At 58.9% G+C, this 20,234-nt stretch carries 15 protein-coding genes; 2 read left to right on the top strand and 13 right to left on the bottom strand.

Annotated elements, in window-relative coordinates:
* Positions 1 to 40: 40 nt before the first annotated feature.
* From KUV22_RS09235 to KUV22_RS09190, 10 genes are all read right to left on the bottom strand, one after another.
* The gene (locus KUV22_RS09235) at positions 41 to 835 is read right to left on the bottom strand and encodes a septal ring lytic transglycosylase RlpA family protein (protein ID WP_315856898.1); all 795 of its coding nucleotides are present in this window, start codon (positions 833 to 835) and stop codon (positions 41 to 43) included.
* Positions 836 to 1,099: 264 nt separating this feature from the next.
* Positions 1,100 to 2,089 (bottom strand): lytic murein transglycosylase B, encoded by a 990-nt coding sequence (gene mltB, locus KUV22_RS09230; RefSeq protein ID WP_261319289.1) that lies wholly within the window; start codon positions 2,087 to 2,089, stop codon positions 1,100 to 1,102.
* A gap of 229 nt (positions 2,090 to 2,318) precedes the next feature.
* On the bottom strand, positions 2,319 to 3,464 hold the full coding sequence (gene rodA / locus KUV22_RS09225) for a rod shape-determining protein RodA (protein ID WP_222230345.1): 1,146 nt from the start codon (positions 3,462 to 3,464) through the stop codon (positions 2,319 to 2,321).
* Positions 3,457 to 5,379 (bottom strand): penicillin-binding protein 2, encoded by a 1,923-nt coding sequence (mrdA, locus tag KUV22_RS09220; protein WP_222230343.1) that lies wholly within the window; start codon positions 5,377 to 5,379, stop codon positions 3,457 to 3,459. Before mrdA ends, rodA begins: the two co-directional genes overlap by 8 nt.
* Before the next feature lie 158 nt (positions 5,380 to 5,537).
* The gene (gene rlmH, locus KUV22_RS09215; protein WP_222230341.1) at positions 5,538 to 6,014 is read right to left on the bottom strand and encodes a 23S rRNA (pseudouridine(1915)-N(3))-methyltransferase RlmH; all 477 of its coding nucleotides are present in this window, start codon (positions 6,012 to 6,014) and stop codon (positions 5,538 to 5,540) included.
* Positions 6,015 to 6,050: 36 nt separating this feature from the next.
* The gene (gene rsfS / locus KUV22_RS09210) at positions 6,051 to 6,413 is read right to left on the bottom strand and encodes a ribosome silencing factor (protein ID WP_222230339.1); all 363 of its coding nucleotides are present in this window, start codon (positions 6,411 to 6,413) and stop codon (positions 6,051 to 6,053) included.
* A gap of 33 nt (positions 6,414 to 6,446) precedes the next feature.
* A complete protein-coding gene (gene nadD, locus KUV22_RS09205) occupies positions 6,447 to 7,103 on the bottom strand; it encodes a nicotinate-nucleotide adenylyltransferase (RefSeq protein WP_222230337.1) in 657 nt (218 codons plus the stop codon).
* On the bottom strand, positions 7,100 to 8,395 hold the full coding sequence (locus KUV22_RS09200; RefSeq protein WP_222230335.1) for a glutamate-5-semialdehyde dehydrogenase: 1,296 nt from the start codon (positions 8,393 to 8,395) through the stop codon (positions 7,100 to 7,102). Before KUV22_RS09200 ends, nadD begins: the two co-directional genes overlap by 4 nt.
* 197 nt (positions 8,396 to 8,592) lie before the next feature.
* On the bottom strand, positions 8,593 to 11,253 hold the full coding sequence (locus KUV22_RS09195; protein ID WP_222230333.1) for a DUF2339 domain-containing protein: 2,661 nt from the start codon (positions 11,251 to 11,253) through the stop codon (positions 8,593 to 8,595).
* 89 nt (positions 11,254 to 11,342) lie between these two features.
* Entirely contained in the window at positions 11,343 to 11,918 is a 576-nt protein-coding gene (locus KUV22_RS09190) for an LON peptidase substrate-binding domain-containing protein (RefSeq protein ID WP_222230331.1), read from the bottom strand.
* Between the two features lie 188 nt (positions 11,919 to 12,106).
* Between KUV22_RS09190 and ypfJ the strand changes: the two genes are divergently transcribed.
* Both ypfJ and KUV22_RS09180 read left to right on the top strand, forming a co-directional pair.
* Complete coding sequence (gene ypfJ, locus KUV22_RS09185) at positions 12,107 to 13,012, top strand: KPN_02809 family neutral zinc metallopeptidase (protein WP_222230329.1); 906 nt, start codon at positions 12,107 to 12,109, stop codon at positions 13,010 to 13,012.
* 75 nt (positions 13,013 to 13,087) lie between these two features.
* Entirely contained in the window at positions 13,088 to 13,369 is a 282-nt protein-coding gene (locus tag KUV22_RS09180) for a peptidylprolyl isomerase (protein WP_222230327.1), read from the top strand.
* 141 nt (positions 13,370 to 13,510) lie between these two features.
* On the opposite strand, the gene KUV22_RS09175 is transcribed toward KUV22_RS09180, so the two are convergent.
* From KUV22_RS09175 to rng, 3 genes are all read right to left on the bottom strand, one after another.
* On the bottom strand, positions 13,511 to 14,374 hold the full coding sequence (locus KUV22_RS09175) for a hypothetical protein (RefSeq protein WP_222230325.1): 864 nt from the start codon (positions 14,372 to 14,374) through the stop codon (positions 13,511 to 13,513).
* 205 nt (positions 14,375 to 14,579) lie between these two features.
* Positions 14,580 to 18,683 (bottom strand): YhdP family phospholipid transporter, encoded by a 4,104-nt coding sequence (locus KUV22_RS09170; protein ID WP_222230323.1) that lies wholly within the window; start codon positions 18,681 to 18,683, stop codon positions 14,580 to 14,582.
* A gap of 63 nt (positions 18,684 to 18,746) precedes the next feature.
* On the bottom strand, positions 18,747 to 20,234 hold the full coding sequence (gene rng, locus KUV22_RS09165) for a ribonuclease G (RefSeq protein WP_222230321.1): 1,488 nt from the start codon (positions 20,232 to 20,234) through the stop codon (positions 18,747 to 18,749).

The following is a 20,234-nucleotide window of genomic DNA, read 5'->3' as shown; positions in this document are numbered from 1 at the left end:
ATACAGTGTCGATACTGTACTTAATCCGTAATGACTGGGCTCAATCCACAACCACTTGGGGTTGACCGAAGTTCTGTTGTTCAACGGATTCCCGCAGCGCAACCAGCGCGCGCTGCTGCTCTATCGGCCCAATTCGTACCCTATATAGCATCTTTCCGCCACGGTTTACCGGGCTTACGGTAACAGGATAGCCGAATGTGGCGGCCAGCTGCGCACGAATCTGTTCGGCCTGCGAAGATGAGCTATAAGCACCCACTTGCAGGAAGGTGTTGTCGGGCAACTTGAAGCTGGCATCTTCCGGCAAACCATTGCGCGCAGCGGCATCTTTTTCGACTGCCAGTGTCTCCATCGCGCTTGGCAGGCTCGCGGGATCCAGTGCTTCTACCTCAACGCGGGCAACCCCCTTGTCGATATATCCGAGCTTCTGCGCCGCGGTGTAGCTCAAATCAATAATGCGTCCGGGCACAAACGGACCGCGGTCGTTCACACGTACGATGATACTGCGGCCATTATCCAGATTGGTGACCTTTGCGTAACTGGGCAGCGGCAAGGTTTTATGCGCAGCAGACATGGCGTACATGTTGTACACCTCGCCATTGGCGGTTTTGCGGCCATGGAACTTGGTGCCATACCAGGAAGCATGACCACGCTCGCGATAGCCCTTCACGCCATCGAGAATCCGGTACTTTACGCCATTTACCACGTATGGGGACTTGTTGCCCGCGACGCCAATAGGTTCACGTACGGGGGTCACTTCCGGGGTGGCCAGCATATCTACCGGTACCGCAGGGCCGCTATCGCGCACTTGATCAAAAGGAATATCACCCGGTTCCACCTTGGAAGTTCGCTTTTGCTCTATGGGAACCGTGCTACATGCGGACACAAGAGCCAACAGGCAAGCAGCGCCGATTCGGGTCGAACACCCAGACAGTGGTTTTATCATGATTTCCCCCCGGTGCGAGATAACCGCTTTCGCTACCGTTTTTTATCGATCTGTTCCGTTTTTTACGGTTAATTATTTACTGTGCAATATTGCGGCGCACTCTTGCGCCTTGCAATCTATTTGGCTTCGGGCCAAGTCACTTCGGGCTAAGTCGTTTCAGGAACGACCACCACGGGCCTTGATGATTTCCTGCCCCAGTTCATACACCGCCATCGCATACATACGACTGTGGTTGTAGCGGGTAATGGTGTAGAAATTATTCAATCCGATCCAGAACTGCTCGCCATTTTTTGTTTTCAGCGAGAATACGTTGGCCGGCATTTCCTTGGTTACCTGAGCCGTGGTCGGAAAGCCTTTCGCCTCGACCTCACCCACCGTCCACTTGGGCTTCAGGCTGTCGTTAACAATGGTCATATCCGCGTTGGGCAGCGGTTTGGTGATGACGGCAACCGGTTCACCGGTCTTCCAGCCGTGCTGCACAAAGTAATTGGCCACACTGCCAATCGCATCTTCAGTATCGGTCCAGATGTCTACGCGGCCGTCACCGTTAAAATCCACCGCATAAAAGCGATAACTGGAGGGCATAAACTGCCCGAATCCCATGGCACCGGCGTAAGAACCTTTCAGACTGGTTGGGTCGATCTTCTCATCGCGGGTAAGTAACAGGTAGTTTTCCAACTCCTTGGTAAAGAACTTGGAGCGACGGGGGTAATTAAACGCGAGCGTGGACAGCGCATCGATCACCCGATAACTGCCCATATTGCCACCGTAGCGGGTTTCGACACCGATAATGGCCACAATAATTTCCGGTGGCACACCGTACTTTTCTTCTGCGGCTTTCAGCGCTTCCGCGTTCTTATCCCAAAACTCGACGCCACCGCGAATACGGGCATCGGTGATGAAGATGTTGCGATAGTCGTACCAGGGCTTGGCCTTTTCTGCAGGGCGCTTGATGGCCTTGAGAATGGAGTCTTTGCGCTTGGCCTCGCGCATCAGTGTTTCGAGTTCGTCGCGGCTGAAGTTGTGCTCGGCGACCATATAATCCACGAAGGCTTTGGCCTGGACATTTTCGTCATGCCCCTGCTCCTGAGCGCAGGCGCTAAGCACCAGCCCCAAGCCAGCCAACAATCCCGTGGTCCACTTCAAAACAACCGCTCCTGTCTTCATAAAGTACTTCCAACTACTTTTTCACTATTCACTGTGTAAATCGCTGTATCCATCACAATCGCCTTTGACTGCGGCGTGCCGTCCCGGCATCTCACTGGCTATTGTGACTACAAGCGCGCCAAAAAGTGGCACGATACACGTGAAAAAGTAAAGTCAGCCTGAACCGGCTCACGTTATTGGCAAACGTGGCGAAATCCAGGCGACGTGATCAGAAAAGTACTCTGCGTCTTTCCGTGCTGATGGCCATCAAAATACCGAAACCAGCCATCAAGGTGATGACCGAGGTACCGCCGTGACTCACCAGAGGCAGGGGTACCCCCACCACCGGCAGCAACCCGGTGACCATACCGATATTCACAAACACATAAACGAAGAATGTCAGCGTGATACTGCCCGCCAACAAACGCCCGAATACATGTTGGGCCATAAAACTAATATAGATGCCCCGGGCAATGATCAACAGGTACAGAGCGAGAAGTATCAGCGCACCGCGCATACCCCACTCTTCCGCCAGTACCGCAATAATGAAATCGGTGTGACTCTCCGGCAGGAAATCCAGCTGCGACTGGGTGCCCTGCATATACCCCTTACCGGACCAGCCACCGGAACCGATGGCCGCCTTCGACTGGAAAATGTTCCAGCCGGCGCCAAGCCGATCCGCGTCCGGATTGAACAGGGTGAGAATGCGCTGCTTCTGGTAGTCCCTAAGGCCCCACATCCACATAGGCCAGGCCGCCATCAATAACATCACCACTGCGCTACCAATCAACTTCCAGCTGAGACCCGACAGGTAGAGCGCGAAGATGCCCGACGCGGCGATCAGGATGGAGGTACCCAGGTCCGGCTGGCGCACAATCAACAGCGCCGGCACGCCGATAATCACCAGCGTAGTAAAGACCGTTAACAATGAAGGCGGCAAGGTGCGTTTGTGCAGGTAGGCGGCCACCGCGATGGGTACCGCCAGTTTCAGTGCTTCCGATGGCTGGAAGCGGAAGCCACCAATCTGCAGCCAGCGCTGTGCGCCCTTAGCGCCAACGCCGATCAATAATACGGCAACGAGCAAGCAGCAACCCGCCACGTAAAACCAAGGCGACCAGCGGCGGTAAAATTCCAGAGGAATCTGCGCGGCAATGAACATGCCGACAAAGGCCAGCGCCATAAACACGGCCTGACGTTTCACATAGTGAAACTCATCACCGGCAGCACTGTAGAGGACACCCAGTCCCGCTCCTGCCAATAACAGCAATAGCAGCAGTAAGGGTAGATCGATATGCCAGCGACGGGCAAAGCTTTCCGGGCGGCGCAGACTGCTGCCGGCATCCGGCAGCCGGTGCATATAATCGCGACTAGCCATTAAATGCTCTCCCCATCGGTTCTGTGCACTGTTCTCCGAAATGCGGAATGTACAGGGGCTGGATACTCGCGGTGTCTTCCAGTGGCCGCGACATCCAGTCGAAAAACAGCTCTCTGGCCACCGGCGCGGCGACCAGGCCACCGCCCTCTCCGTTTTCGACCAGCACCGATACCGCAATCTGTGGGTCATCCATCGGCGCGAAGGCGACAAACAAGGCGTGGTCGCGGTGACGCTCTTTCAGGGCTTCCGAGTCGTACTTTGCGCCCTGCGCAATACCCACAACCTGCGCGGTACCGGTTTTACCCGCCACTTTGAAGTCCAGGCCGGCGCCGGCGCGCTTGCCGGTACCGTTGGTGGCATACACAACCGCTTCCATCCCCTCGAACACCACATCCCAGTGTTCAGGGCGCGCATCCACGTGGTGCAGCACTTCCGGTGGCTGCTCGACGCCGTCCACCGCCATCACCATTTGCGGGCGATAGTGGGTACCGCGATTGGCAATGGTGGCGGTCATCACGGCCAGCTGCAGCGGGGTCGCCAGCACAAAGCCCTGCCCCAGTACCGCATTGAGGCTGTCGCCGGGGAACCAGGGGACGCCGCGGGCACCGCGCTTCCAGTCGCGCGACGGAAACAGGCCGGGGTATTCGCGAGGCAGGTCGATACCGGTTTTCTCGCCAAGGCCAAAGCGGGTGGCGATATCGTGCATCTGATCAATACTCCAGCGCGACGCCATATCCCAAAAATAGGTATCGCAGCTCTCCGCGAGGCCCTGCACTAGATCTACGTGGTTGCCATGTCCGGTGCGCTTCCAGTCTCGATAGATGCGCGGGTCGTTGGGCAATTTAAAGAAACCGGGGTCGCGAATTTTGCTGTCTACTTCAATAATGCCATCCGCCAGACCACCGAGCCCCATCATAGGTTTCAGCGTCGACCCTGGCGGATACTGCCCCTGCACCACGCGGTTGAACAGCGGCACATCCAGCGAGTCTCTCAGCGCGCTGTAGTCCTTGAAGCTGATACCGGTCACAAACAGGTTGGGGTCAAATGATGGCTGGCTGACAAACGCGAGTACTCCGCCGGTTTTCACGTCGATCGCCACTACCGCACCACGCTTGTCGCCGAGTGCGCGGGTGGCAACCTCTTGCAGGCGGGTATCCAGATGCAGGGTCAGCTCCGCACCGGGCTTGGGGTCCTGACGCTCCAGCACGCGCAATACCCGGCCACGGGCATTGGTTTCCACATTCTCAAACCCGACCTCCCCCAGCAGTAACTCTTCATAAGAGCGCTCAAGACCGACCTTGCCAATACTCTGGGTCCCGCGATAGCGGCGCACATCTTCCTGGGTAAAGCCGGAAAGCTCGCGCTCATTGATGCGGCCGACGTAGCCGAGGCTGTGGGCAAACAGGTCCTGCTCCGGGTAATAGCGCACCAGCTCGGCCTCAACCGACACCCCCACGAGGTGAAATTCATTGACGCTGATACGGGCAATTTCTTCTTCGCTGAGGCGGTAGCGGAGGGGGACGGGTTCAAATGGACGGCGCCGCGGCAGGCGGCGTTTGAATTTTTCGACGTCGCTGTCGTTCAGCTGAACCAGCTGACCGATCAGTTCCAGAGTGGCATCCAGGTCCCTGACCCGCTCGCGCACGATGGACAGGGTGTAGCTGGGGCGGTTGTCGGCCAGCAGCTGGCCGTTGCGGTCATAGATCAGGCCCCGGGTAGGCGGGACCGGGCGAACCTGAATACGGTTCTCGTCGGACTGGGTACGGTAATCCTCGAAGTGCACCACCTGCAGGTTGTAAAAACGGGCAACCAGCACCCCCAGCAGTACCACAACCCCGCAGATGGCCACCAGCATACGGTTGCGGAATAGCCGCTGCTCCGTGTGGTGATCTTTAAAATGCAGGTTTTCAGGCATGCTGGTGAATACAGGTTATTCGGTGGCGCGAAAATGACCACGAAGTGTACACAAGTTTGCTGTCCCTGCGGAAGTAAACCACTGCTCGTTGCAGGGATTTACAGTGCATCAATAGGCACGGTTATCCAGCTACTGAGACCCCGCTCACGGGCACCGGTTCACTTGTGATATGGGTGACCCGCTAGCAGTGTCCAAGCGCGGTAGAGCTGTTCAGCCAGCAGTACGCGCACCAGCGGGTGTGGCATGGTCAGCGCCGACAGCGACCACTTCTGATTCGCGCGCGCCACGCACTCCGGCGCCAGACCGTCGGGCCCGCCGATCAGCAGGCATACGTTGTCGCCGCCCATCTGCCAGCCCGCCAGCTCGCGAGACAACTGCTCCGTGCTCCAGGACTTGCCCTTCACTTCCAGAGCGACCACATGTTCACGAGGTTGGATGGCAGCGAGCATCGCCTCCCCCTCTTTCTGGCGGGCTTTCTCCACCAGCGCGGGGGAGTTTTTCTGGCCGCGGTTGCCCAGCGGGATCTCGACCATTTCCAGGGTCAGTTCCCGCGGCAGGCGCTTGGCGTACTCGTTGTACCCCTCCTGCACCCACCCGGGCATCTTGCCGCCGGCAGCGATTATTTTGATCTTCACGAGGATCGTATCTTCACGAGAGACAAACTGACTTGATCAGTCTTGGTGAGGGTCGGAACCGTCCGCATCTTCGCGGGTGTTCGGGGTCATGGACCAGAGCTTTTCCAGATCGTAGAAGCCGCGGGTCTCCGCCTGCATCACGTGCACCACCACGTCACCGTAATCCACCAGTACCCACTCACCCGTGTCCATACCCTCGACACCGATAGGGCGAATACCGGCTTCCTTACCATCCTCGACCACATTGTTGGCCAGGGATTTCACCTGACGGTTAGAGGTACCCGTGCAGATGATCAGGGTTTCCATCACATCGCTGAGTCCAGACACGTCCATGGAAACAATGTCTTTGCCCTTGAGGTCTTCCAGTGCGTTTACCGCAATTGATTTGATATCAGTCATAACACCTGTATCGGGAGCCTGTGCTCCACCGTTTTAACGCTCTTGTTGATAGAGCCCTTGAGATTGAATGTAGTCCAGCACCCGCTCCGGCAGTAAAAACTGCGGGGAGCGACCACTGTGTATTTGGTTGCGAATATCGGTGGCAGAAATAGGCAGTAAACGCCGCTCCTGCACCAGAATTTTGCCGGCCGGTTGCTGTTGAATGTCCGCCAGCTCACCGTGCTGGGCCGCCAGCAGGTCCGCGACCTGCCCGCTTGCCGGTATCTCCCAACCTGGCCGCGCCACCACCACCAGGTGGGCCAGCTCCAGCAATCGCTGCCAGCGGTGCCAGCTGGGCAGCCCCAGCAGGGAATCCATCCCCATGCAGAAGGAGATCGACAGCTCAGTGCCCAACTCACCGCGCAACTCTTCCAGCGTATCCACGGTATACGTGGGGCCGGCACGCAGCAGCTCGCGTATGTCCAGCACCAGCTCCGGACAATCTTCCAGAGCTAATGCCAGCATATCCCGACGCTTTTCTGCCGTAACACCGGGCGCCGCGCGGTGTGCGGGCTGGTGCGACGGCAGCAGGCGCATTTCGTCAAAACCCAGCGACTGCTTCAGCTCCAGTGCCATACGCAGATGGCCGAAGTGAATCGGGTCAAAGGTCCCGCCGAACAGCGCCAGGGTTTTTGACGAGTGCGAACTCATTGACGAATTTGCCCGTCCCCGAACACAATCCATTTTTGCGAGGTCAGGCCTTCCAGGCCCACCGGGCCGCGGGCATGGATTTTATCGGTGCTGATACCGATTTCCGCACCCAGACCGTACTCGAAACCGTCGGCAAAACGCGTGGACGCATTGACGATCACGGAACTGGAATCCACCTCCGCCATAAACCGGCGGGCGCGGGTGTAGTCCTCGGTAACGATCGCTTCGGTGTGGCCGGAGCTGTACTGCGCAATGTGTTCCATCGCCGCGTCCATATCCGCCACCACACGAATTGACAGTATCGGGGCCAAATATTCCGTACCCCAGTCTTCCTCAGTGGCGGGCAATGCCTGCGGCAGAATCGAACGTGTTTTTTCGCAGCCGCGCAGCTCAACACCTTTTTCACCGTAAGCCGCGGCCAGACGCGGCAGGAACTCTGCCGCCACCGCCTCAGCCACCAACAGGGTCTCCATCGCATTGCATACGCCGTAGCGATGGGTCTTGGCATTTAGCGCAATATTAAATGCCTTCTCGGTATCCGCCCGGTCATCCAGGTACACGTGGCAGATACCATCGAGATGCTTGATCACCGGAACCCGGGCCTCGCGGCTGATGCGTTCAATCAGCCCCTTGCCACCGCGCGGTACGATCACGTCCACATACTCCGGCATCGAAATCAGTGCGCCCACCGCAGCGCGATCGGTGGTGCCCACCACCTGCACCGCCGCTTCCGGCAAACCCACCTGCTTGAGACCAGCGGTAATACACACGGCAATAGCGCCGTTGGAGTGCAGCGCTTCGCTGCCACCGCGCAAGATAGTGGCGTTACCCGACTTCAGGCACAGGCTGGCGGCATCGATGGTCACGTTCGGGCGGGATTCGTAAATAATCCCAACCACCCCGAGCGGCACGCGCATTTTGCCAAGCTGAATGCCACTGGGACGGTACTTGAGGTCGCTGACCTCACCCACCGGGTCGGGCAGTTCTGCGATTTGCAGCAGCCCTTCGATCATCGCGTCGATGCGCGCGTCGTTCAGTTCCAGGCGGTCCAACAGGGCCGCGTCCAGGCCGTTATCGCGGCCGTTCTGCATGTCCTGGGCGTTGGCCGCCGCCAGTTGCGGTCGCTGGCTATCCAGTTCCGCGGCGATGGCCTTGAGTGCAGCGTTCTTAACTCCAGTGTCGGCGCGAGCCATCAGACGGGCTGCTGCGCGCGCGGCGCGGCCCATGGCCTGCATCTTCTGCTCAGTACTTTGTTGACTGCCCTGCTGCTCGGTGGCACTGACACTGTTCACTGCTAATCTCCATGCATTACACGCTATCGGTCCGGGACCATTACCAGCCCCGCGTCATTTTGTCCTGTAACCGGCGACGCGACTCGCCATTCCCGCCAAAAAAGAAAGCTGTCGGAAAAAAGCCGCCGGAAAAAGGCCGCGCAGTATACCGCAAGCGCGGCCAAAAAATGGCCTGTCTTGGCCTGGATCGGCTCGAGTTAAGCGGAATCCTGCGGTTTCACCCCCAATTTCTGGTGGAGATAGGCGATCCCCAGCAGTGCGAGCCCCATTCCCATAAACGAGGCCACCCGCAGCAGCCCCTCAAGGCCCGACATATCCACCAAAAACAGCTTGACGATTACCAGTGCCAGTAGCGCCATTCCGCCCTGATAACAGCTGCGCCAGCCACGCCAACTCGCGAGCAGGATCGCGGTTACCGCCAGTGCCAGCCACACCGCCGAATAGGTATAGAGCTCGCCGGTGCTTGCCGAGACATCGAGGCGGATACTGCCTTGCCACAGGTGTCGCACCTCAAGTGAAACCCACACAAACGCCGCCAGTGCCGCCAACAGCCCGGCGAACCGGCGCACACTGGGCAGGTAGTAGCGACTGGCCAGTACTGCCAGTAACACGGGCCCGGCAAACGCCGGTATCAGCATATTGAGCAGCGGGCGCTCGCCAATGCCGCGCCACACCCAGGGCGAGCTCAATGCGGTCGCCAGCAGAATCCCGACGTAACAGGCCAGCCCGGCCAGCATCAGTACGCGACCATAGCCGTCGTACCAGCGGCCAAAGCGGCCGCTGAGCAAACTCTTGCGGTAATAGACAAGGCCCAGGCAGGTAAACAGCCACATATCGATCACGGCCTCGGTAAAACTAAACTCGGCAGCGAGCGCATTCCCACTGTAGAGCCAGTAACGGCACTCGGCCCACAGGGTAAGCACCAGGAGGTGCAGAGCGGCTGCTTCCGCCCAGCGTGCCAAGCCCGCCTGCGCCGAATCCGCCGGCTGAGAAGAGGAAAGCAAGCGCGCCGCGATCCAGGCACACAAGGTCGCACCGCCATAGGTCCACAGCGACCAGTGAGCGACGTTTTCATAACTGAGTAGCCATGGGTTTAAGGTCAGTCGCGCTACCACTACCAGCAATACGGCCTTCAACAACCAGCCGAGCGCAGGCATATCAAAGCGACGAATCACCCACGCCAGAGATATCGCCTGCAGCGCGAGCGCCAGGGTAAGGCTCGCCTGTTTCAGCCACAGGCACACCGCCAGGCTGTAGGCGAAGTGGGCGGCGATAAACAACCACACCACCATGCCCCGCGACCAATGTTTACCTACGCCACGACTGCCGAGGAACATAAAGATGGCGCCGAATATCGCCGCATACAGACACCACAGGTACCGCGGCAGGAAGTCCGCGGCAAGGGAATACCCCAACAACAATGACAACAGTGGCGCCATCACCGCCAGCGACGCCCACCAGGCCGCGGTGACCGTACGCTCTTTACTCTCGCCACTGCCCACCGCGAAATAGTTGAAAACGGCAAAGCCACTAAACAGCAGCGTGTTCACCAGCAGGTAGGTCAAAAATGGGCTGTGTAGATCGGGAGCCAATGGCGACAGGCGCAAGGGCTCACCGCCAACCTGGTTGGCGAACCACGCCGCCACCTGCCCGAGAAATAGCACCCATGGCACCGGTGCCAGGCGCGGGGTCTGGCGTGCGGCCAGCAAGGTCACAATAGCGAGCGGACTCCAGGCCCAAATTGCCGAAGACAGAAAACCTTCACGCAGAATGGATATGCACTGCGCGGCAACCAGTAACAGCAGACTGGGAAGTACCAGTGCGCCCTGCTTACTCTCATCCGGAATACGCAAACGCAGTAACCAGTCCCGGGGGATAACGGCCAAAATCAGGTAAGCGACTACCGCCAAGTAGGGGCCGCGCCAACCATCGGCCTGATGTCCAGCCAGGGAAACCAGCCACCACAACAGTGCGCCGGCCAACAACCCAAGCCAGAGCCAACTGCGATAGACGTGGCGCAGCAGCAGCAATACCGATGCGGAGATGATAAGCGCGTACACCATCGCCCCAAGCACGTTGCCGGAATCGCTGGAGACCAGAATCGGCACCGAATAAGCACCGAGCATGCCGATCGCGGCCAGTACCGGGCCGTGCAAGCGCGCGAGCCACATGGTCACCAGCGCCACCAGCGCCAGGGCACCAAACGCCATGCCGGGCTCGATAAAGTGATACAGGTGCACCGCGGAAAGAACGGCCGCAAATGCGGTTATGGCACCACCGCCGGCGAGGGCGGCAAAGGTCGGGTGGGTACCTCCGGTTTTACGGCGCAACACTTCCGCCGCAATATACAGCGCAAGCGCCGTTACCAGTCCCATTACCACCCTGACCTTGGGCCCGAGCATTCCCTGCTCGATACCGTAGCGGGCAAGAAATACTCCGGATAGCGCCACACAGGCACCGCCGAGCCACACCATCCAGTTCTTCTGCAAATTCGCGAAGAAACGACCGCCTGAGGTGGGCCCTGCGGGCGAACGCTTCTCGGGTTGCCTGGCCCAGCGCTGGCTACGGGGTTTCCGCTGCGTTGCCTGCGCAGGCGGATCCACATCAAGATTCAGTTCGAGCGTATCGATTTCTGGTGGGAACTGCGCAGCGGTGGAGCGCACCTCGATGTCGCTGGCAGCACTGGGTTTTTGGCTTGGGGCTTTATGTTGCGCTCCGGTTACTTCGTCCAACCGCACAGTTAAGTTGCGCACCTCTCTGCGCAGCTGTTTTACCTCGGCGAAGGCAAATATCCCCATGAATGCGCCGACAATGATGGTGACGACCAGCAGGACGCCGAGCAGGACAAGGTTTTCCATAGTGTTCTATCAGCTTTTATTGTTCTGTTTTCCCAGCGCATAGCGATTGCGACCTGACAATGAGATCTACACGCCCGACGCCTTTGCCGCTACTCCTTAGCCCAACGATCCAGGTTGGCGGCGATACTTGCCAGCCGCTCCAACGGATCGTGGCTTGCCAGCAGTTCCACTCGCGCCGCGTCCTCCAGCGGCAGCAGTTGTGCCAGCTGCCAGGATAAGGCCTCCGCGGACTCAACCGGCGCAAATTTCAATGCCAGGCTTGCCGCGTGTTGCTTCAGCTCATTCAGTACCGCAAGCAGGCCGTCACAGCTCTCCGGCACCGGGTGGGACTCTTCATCTGGCAACCACTCCACTTCCGCCATCAGTAGGCCGTCCTCCTCGCGATGGGTTTCCAGCACGCGAAAGCGGGACTCGCCGGCCACGTCAATATGCAGCAGCCCCTCTTCACCCTGACTCCAATCCACCACACGGACATAGAGCCCCAGCGGCCACACCTCCGAAGGACCCACCTCTTTGCCGCTACGAATCAACACCACCCCAAAGCCGGTGTCGGACTTCAGGGATTCGGTCACCAACCGCAGATAGCGCTGCTCGAAGATACGTAACGGCAGCGTCACCCCGGGGAACAGGGCCATGTTGAGGGGAAAGAGCGGAATAAGGGACAAAGTGATGACTCTCTGGTTGAACGTGAATGGGACAACGATACCACTCCTGCGGATGGCACAAGAATAATCTCCCGACGCGCAAACAAAAAATCGCGCCATCTGATCTATGCTCAGAACTATATGCGAAGTGAAATCGCAGATGAGCAACGCGGTTGCCCATCGACGATCGTGAATCAAGAGGTATCACCATGCGTTGGCGTCAGGGTCGCAGAAGCTCGAATGTTGAAGACCGCCGCGGGGAACAATCGCCAGGAGGCGGCGGCCTGGGAGGGATGGGCAACCTGCTCGCGCTGGCCCCATTCCTGCTGCGCAGCAAAACCGGCTGGCTGATTCTCGCCGCCCTCGCCGCCCTGTACTTCTTTGGCGGCAACCTGTTTAGCGGCATGCAGACAACCGAATCCCCTAGCCTCGGCCCGGATTCGCAGACCGCACCGGGTACCCCCGGCGCCACCGACGAACTGGCGGAATTTGTTGCGGTGGTACTCGGGTCCACCGAAGACGTGTGGGGCGGTATTTTCCAGCAGGCGGGCTCCCAGTACACGGCGCCCAAGCTGGTGCTGTATACCGACGCGGTGCGCTCCGCCTGCGGCTTGAGCTCTGCGGCGGTAGGCCCCTTCTACTGCCCCGGTGACCAGAAGGTGTACCTGGACCTGAGCTTCCTCAACGAGCTGAAAAAACTGGGGGCTCCCGGGGATTTCGCCTTCGCCTATGTGATTGCCCACGAGGTTGGCCACCATGTGCAAAACCTCCAGGGTACGTCCGCCCAGATACAGCAGGCGCGCATGCGCGCGGATAAAGTCACCGCAAACCGGCTGTCGGTAATGCTGGAGCTACAGGCAGACTGCTATGCCGGCGTTTGGGCGTTTTACGCCAATCGCGACAAGCAAATGCTGGAACCCGGCGATGTTGAAGAGGGGTTGCGCGCGGCCGCGGCCGTCGGTGATGACCACCTGCAACGTCGCGCCGGCCGCGCCGTATCTCCCGACGCATTTACCCACGGCAGCGCAGAACAACGGGCCTACTGGTTCAACCAGGGATTTAGTACCGGTGATGTGAACAAGTGCAATACGTTTGCTGCGCTGTCCGGTCGGTGAGTAGCGCCCGAGATCGTTAAGCACTAAGCTTGCCGCTCAAGAAACACTTCATCACCAATAAATAGGGAGATACCCGTGCCAAGAGCAACAGCACGCCACATTCTGGTAGAAACTGAAGCCCAGTGTCAGGACCTGAAAAAGCAAATCGAAGACGGCGCCGATTTCGGAAAAATTGCGCAGCAGTATTCCAAGTGCCCATCCGGCCGCAATGGCGGCGACCTGGGTGAATTCGGTCAGGGTCAGATGGTGCCGGAATTCGACAAGGTGGTTTTCAACGATGAGTTGAACAAGGTACACGGCCCGGTGAAAACCCAGTTTGGTTATCACCTGCTGGAAGTGACCAGCCGCACCGCTTGATTTAAAGGCTCAGGGCATCAAAAACACGGATGCCCGATACTAGGTTGAGGGGCGGCGCCTAGTCCGTGCCTCACAGAATTTGGCCTCGGTGGCGATACCGCCACCGGGACCAGAACAAAGCACCCGCCCCCGAGTTATCCGTTACTCAGCGCTTCCCTCAACACTTGCCTCAGTACTTGTCTCAGCCTGCCATTCGAACAGGTTCATCTCGATGAAGAAGAACGCTACCAGCCACAGGAAGGCATCCCAGAAATCCAGGAAGCTGCCATTTACGCCCCAGTAGATCGCGCACAGCAACAGGGTGAAGTAGAGAATGCCTTTGATGACCTGGGAATAACGCATGATGGAATCGGACAGCTGGTGACGCAGCTGCAGCCAAACATCAAAGGTCAGAATCGCAACCACCAGCAGCCAGGCACCGGAGTTAATCACATCTACCCAAGCCAGCCACTGAATCTCACGCCAGACTTCCGCAGAGCCCACAACCTGCGCATCCGCCAGCTGCAGCAGGCTCGCATCCGCCAGCGAACCACAATTGGCCGCCGTCAGCGCCACATAGTCATCCTGTTCCAGCACCATGGACCAGCCGCCGTTCGCCGCCAGGTCACAGGCTGCCGCCGACGCAGGGAGAAGATTGGTCACGGTCACCATCTCGGAGAAGTAACCGTAGAAGGAGTAAACAATAAACACGTAACAGAACGCGGACACCGCGTTCAGCGCCCACTTGGTTGCGCCCTTCAGTTTCTCGTCGGACAGCACCCAGGTTTCCAATTCGAATACCAGCAGCAGCACCACCCATGCCAGGGTATCGATGGAATCGTTATAGGCCTCGATAATTTTGCCCAGGCTGATGCCATCGGCGAATACGGTACCCGCGGCCGCGTGGTTTTCTAAGAAAAACGCATACACGTTGTACGCCAGCAAACTGTACACAACGTACTTAAAAATCTTGAACAGGGTATAGCGATTAGCGGATAGACCGGCCAAAGAAACCACCTCGGACATTGGCGAAGAACCTCGATAGCGTGATTATTGTTGTTACTTACTCAAGTCTGAACACGTTGCTTGGTTAGCTGCGAGTCCTGCGACTGTTGGATTTGCCGCAAGAAACAGCAATATCGAATAATTATTCGGTTTTTGCAACCACCGGCACGCAATTTCACCTCATAGCACGATATTTCTCAAGCTGGGATCAAACGCGGAAATTGTTTCAGTTGGCCACCGCGCGCTGCGGTTCGAGGCCGGAAGCACCATCGTCAAATAGACGGTCAAAGCGCACCTCTGGCTCAGACCAGGCACCGTTAATGCGGTAGCTGACGCTGGCGACACGGTCCACCTGCTTCTTGAATACCTTACTGATCAGGTAAACCCCCGCTGCCGCGGGCAGGCCACCTGCCAGCGCCGCAACAAAAGCGAGGTTGTTACCAACGGGCAGGGTCGCCACCAGCGTCAGGTTCAGATCTTCGCGCTGCAGGTTCACACGGCCCGCCATCTGCAACTCACTGGTAGGGCCTTCCACCTGAATGGGTACCGCGATCAGCAATTCGCCGTCCCCTTCGAAATACACCTCGCCATGCACCCGGTCAAAGGTCAGGCCACTTTGTACCAGGTCGGAGAAATCCAGGCGCAGACGCCGCGCCCAGGTATCGAAGTTGAACAGGGAAAGCAGCCGCAACAGGGATGTGCCGGCATTGTCGCTGGCACGCAGAAAGCGACCGTTGCGGATATCGATGCGGATTTCGCCATTCATACCGTTGGGGCGCACCATGGCGGGCGAACCGCTCCAGCGCAACGCCGTATCAAATACTGCTGAGCGACTCTCGATGGCCGCTTCCTGCCCCCAGGCCTGCAGTACGTCACCGAGGTTATCGCCACTCAGGCGACCGATAAACTGGGTGGACTCGCTGCCATCGGCGTCGCGCATCCACATCAGCTGAGCACCCAGACGATTTTCTCCTTCGCCACGCCCCTCGATGCGTAAACCGCGCATTGCGCCCTGGATCTCACTGACCACCAGACGCTCCTCGGAAGGACGCAAGCGGAACGACCAGGGTCCCATATCTTCCTCTCCGAGCCACAAGTTTTCGGTGGAGAAATCCACCCGCGGCAAAGCGGTGAAATCAAACCCTTGCCAGCGGTCCTGCACCGCCTCGCGTACCGCCGTTTCCGTCAGTTCACGGGTTTCCTCTTCATCGTCGCTGCTCTGGGCTTGCGCCTTGGCCAGTGCCGGCAGCCGGAGGTGTGCAAGTTTCAGGTTCAGCGGCGAGGTGGAATTGAGAAGCCCGGTCAATTCGCCAGCCGCGGTTTCACTGTCAAACTGCAGTTGCCAGTCGGCACCCAACCCGCGACCGCGCGCGTGGATGTTTTCGATCTGTACCGCCTCAGACACTCGCAACAGATCGGTACTGAGATCGAGGACGATGGGTAATGCCGAAGCATCATCCCCGGTTGTTGGCTCAGCGGGACTTGCCGTATAGATTTCCAGCGCCTCTTTCCAGGGCGCAAAATCCACAACCGCCAGATCACCAAACACAGAAATACCCGGGGAGTCTGGCAGCGTGGCGGGCGCATTCAGCGCGATGGCGGCGCGCTCCAGCTTACCGTCGACCTGCCACAGCTGCCCCTGCAAATGCTCACCATAACTGAGGTGGTACAGGTTGCCTTCATCCCCGATTGGCACCCGCATAACAAAACGGGATTTTTCCCCGGCCGGTTTTCCAAGCGGAGCCGGCAGGCCCACTGCAACCTGTTGCAGATCGGATGAAATTTCCAGAATTGCGCCGTACGGCTTTTCCTTGGACTTGGACGGAATGGTAACCAGCGCCTGATAATCGAGGTCGCCGTCCATCCACTGCAATTCCGGGCGCCCACTCCAACGGCCGATAGCAGCGGTGTTCGCACTGCCATTCACGACCACTTGCGTATCGCGCTCGTCACCTGCACCCAGGTGCTGAATGGATGCCTGTAACGGCTGTCCCCACAAGGCGCCACGAAAGCTGGAGCCCTCCAGACCTTTCTCGCTGTGGTAACGCACCCTGCCGTTCAGCTTGTCGATCTGCAGGTTCAATTTCTGCAGGTTCAGCTCGCTCCCGGCAAGCGTCAGGTCGATATCCTGCAGCGGTGCAAATTTGGCCCCGCCCATGGGCTGGGCTATCTTCAGTGTGCCCTGCATATCACCATTCAGAGACCAGTGATCAAAGGCATCACCCAGCTTGTCGCGCAAGGGCGATTCACGCAGCAACTTCAAACCATCTGCAGCGGGCCCTTTCAGGTTCGCGGAGACATCCAGGCGCGAGCCACCCGGCGCGGGTGAAATACGCACGGCGACATTTTCACCATCTACCTGCCACAGCTTCGCCGTGGGAGCCACCACCAGTACTTCCGAATCATTGATCCCGAGGTGGCCATTCACTTGCTCTGCAACGGGCCAACCGCTGGCGTAACGCAAACTGCTGTCGGCAATGTCGGCCTGCAGCTGCACTGTCTGCCGCTGCTTGTTCTTGCCTAACGCGAGCAATGCCGCATCCTCGCCTTGCCGATAGCTGTAGCCCCGATAAATAAACCCGGCGGTGGGAATTCGCCCCGTGTTATCCACACCAATGCTGTCATTCAGCCACTTGCGCAGATCGGCACTCACAACCGTCGGCACCAGGTGACGCTGCTCGGCTACCGCGACATTGCGCAAGCCGAGCGCCAGGGTAAAGTCGGACGGACGGGTAAATGGAACGATGGGAATCTGCAGCAGGAACTGGCCGCGGAAAGCACCTTCAGCGGGCACCTGCGCCTGCTGGCCAACCGCCGCAGCGTCCAACAAAAGAGGACCCGAGTATACGGATACGGTGTCGTGCTCGCGATCCACATCCCAGGCCACGGTGCCGCGGGCGGAGGTAAAATTGAATGGCGCTTCATACAGCATGGGAAAATGCGCGCTGAAGCCGCTCTGGCTATCGAGCTCAACCCGACCACCCTGACCGTTCAGCGACAGGAAGCCGTTGACGCCGGTCACCGCCGGCGCGCCGCGGTGAGCGCCCGCGGCGACATCGTGCAAGTTGGCGGAAATGGTTACTTCGCCATTCACCCGGGACAGGCGCACATTTTGCAATTCACCGGTAGGTTCCAGCGCCTGCAACCACTCGTCAGCTTTCGACGGAATCAGCTCCAGCACGCGCAGTACTCGGTGCCAGGCCTGCAGTTCAATCTGATCCAGCGCCAACTGGAGATTGCCCTGCTGGTCGCCGCTTGCCTGTAGGTTCACGTCCGGCACTTCCAGCTGCTGCCAGTTGAGCCCCAGATCTTGCAGCACGAGCTCCCATTTTTCGCCGGGGCGCCAGTTGCCGGAAATATTGCTCGACAGGGCGTTCAAAGTACCCAGCGCACCCACGGGCACTTTTCGGGTGTCGGCATCACCGGCAGACGCGGCGTCCTCCGCAACCTGTGAGAGGCTCAAATTACCGCGCAGGCTGTAACCGGATTCCGCATCCGAACTAAGCCACAGGCGCCCGCCAGCCAGTTTGCGGCCGGGCCAGTAGAGTTTCTCGGGAAGGGGGGACAACTGGTACATCAGCCCGATCAGGTCTGCGTCTACCAGTAGTTCATTCAACTGTGCGTAGCCGCGCAGGGTGAACGCTTCTTTGCGACGGGGGTCTCCGCGCCCTTCCAGCACCAGGCGCAGGCTCTCCTCACCGCTGTTCAGGCTCTGCACTGCACCGGTAACAAATGCCCGCGCCACCAAACGATGGAAGCTACCACTGTTCTCAAGCTGGATTTCCTTCAGATTGACATTCGCCGACTGCCCATCGGTAAGAGAGAGCGCAATACTGGCGTCGCGCACCAGTACCTTGGGGCCGAGCTGGAAAATACGTGCCGGGTCGCCCAGACGCACGCCATCGGTAGTTGGGGTTGCCGGCTGGCTGGCACGAGGGAACCCACGCACCTGCCAGCCGCCCTCCGCCCGCTGTTCCAGGGCCGCGGAGAAACCGTCAACCTCGAGGTTTTTCCAGATCAGTTCGCGATTCCACAGGCTTGCCAGCAGATCCAGGTGGAACAGGCCACGGCGCAGTGCGACCTGGCCTTCTTCACCAATCTTGAGGCCATCCAACTGCAGGGCAACTTCCAGTGCCTGCCAGCGCAGCGAGATATGCTCGAGCGCCACCGGCGCGCCCAGCTGTTGCGACAGCCAGCTGCTGATTTGCGGGCTGTACTTGCTTACTTGAGGTGAGAGGATACGCCCGGTCTGCACCAGGATCGCCAGGGAGATCACCAAGACCACCACCAGTAACCAGAACTTGCGGACGAACCAGCGCAACCACAGCATCAGGCAGACTCTCCCAGAGGAGAGGCCATGCTCGGGCGCACGCACGCAGTCTTGGTCGGACGATCACACCAGTACAATGTCGTACTGCTCCTGGTTATAAATAGGCTCCACCTGAAACTGAATCGGGCGGGCAATAAATTCTTCCAAATCTGCCACGTTGGCAGATTCCTCATCCAGCAGCAGGTCAATGACCACCTGGCTGGCTAGCACCATAATCTTGTCGCTGTCGTAGGCGCGCGCTTCGCGAATGATCTCGCGGAAAATTTCGTAGCACACGGTTTCCGCGGTCTTAAGCGTACCGCGGCCGGCACATACCGGGCAGGGCTCGCACAGCATCTGACCGAGGGACTCGCGGGTGCGCTTGCGGGTCATCTCCACCAGCCCGAGCTCAGACACCCCGGTAATACTGCTTTTCGCGTGATCGCGCTCCAACGCCTTCTCCAGCGTGCGCAGCACCTGGCGCTGGTGCTCGGTATCCTGCATATCGATAAAGTCGATAATGATAATGCCACCGAGATTGCGCAGGCGCAGCTGGCGGGCGATCGCGGTGGCGGCTTCCAGATTGGTCTTGAAGATGGTCTCTTCGAGGTTGCGATGCCCAACAAACGCGCCAGTGTTTACGTCAATGGTGCTCATCGCTTCGGTCTGCTCGACGATCAGGTAACCCCCGGACTTCAGCGTCACCTTGTTCTCCAGCGCCTTGCGGATTTCCTCTTCCACACCATACAGGTCGAACAGCGGGCGCTCGCCAGGGTAGTGCTCGATACGCGGCGCAACTTCCGGCGCGTACTTGCTAGTGAACTTGGCGGCGCGGGCGTGGGCCTCCCGCGAGTCAATTCGGATTTTTTCCGTGTGCGGGCGGGCCAGATCACGCAACGCTCGCATAAACAGCGGCAGGTCCTCGTAGATGATCGATGGCTCTTTTTCAGCCTTGATACGCTGCTCCAGCTCATTCCAGAGCCTGTACAAAAATGGAATGTCGCGCAGTAATTCTTCTTCGCTGACCCCTTCGGCGACGGTGCGCAGGATAAAGCCGCCATCGCCGCTCAGTCCCTCGTCCGCCAGCTTGGTGGAGGCCAGATCCACCAGAGTGCGCAGGCGCTCACGCTCGGACTCATCCTCGATGCGGTTGGAGATACCGATATGCCGGGTCTGCGGCATATACACCAGGTAACGGGCGGAAACCGACAGGTGCGTGGTGAGGCGCGCCCCTTTACTGGAGATCGGGTCCTTGACCACCTGCACCACCAGCGACTGCCCCTCGCGCACCAGTGCGCGGATATCGGCCACCTCACCCTCGCGGGATTCCATACCCTCGTCATCCAGCGGCGCGATATCCGAGGCGTGGATAAACCCGGCGCGCTCCAGCCCGATATCGACGAACGCGGCCTGCATACCCGGCAGCACACGCACCACCTTGCCCTTGTAGATATTGCCGACAATACCGCGGCTAACGGTGCGCTCCAGGTAAACCTCCTGCAGCACGCCGTTTTCTACCAGCGCCACACGGGTCTCCATGGGCGCCACATTGATCAATAATTCTTCACTCAC

Origin of the sequence: Microbulbifer agarilyticus (assembly GCF_019800665.1) — a bacterium.
In the GTDB taxonomy this organism is placed as follows: Bacteria; Pseudomonadota; Gammaproteobacteria; order Pseudomonadales; family Cellvibrionaceae; genus Microbulbifer; species Microbulbifer agarilyticus_C.
The sequence above is the reverse complement of the archived record's forward strand: the minus strand, read 5'-3'. Positions and strand labels throughout refer to the sequence as shown.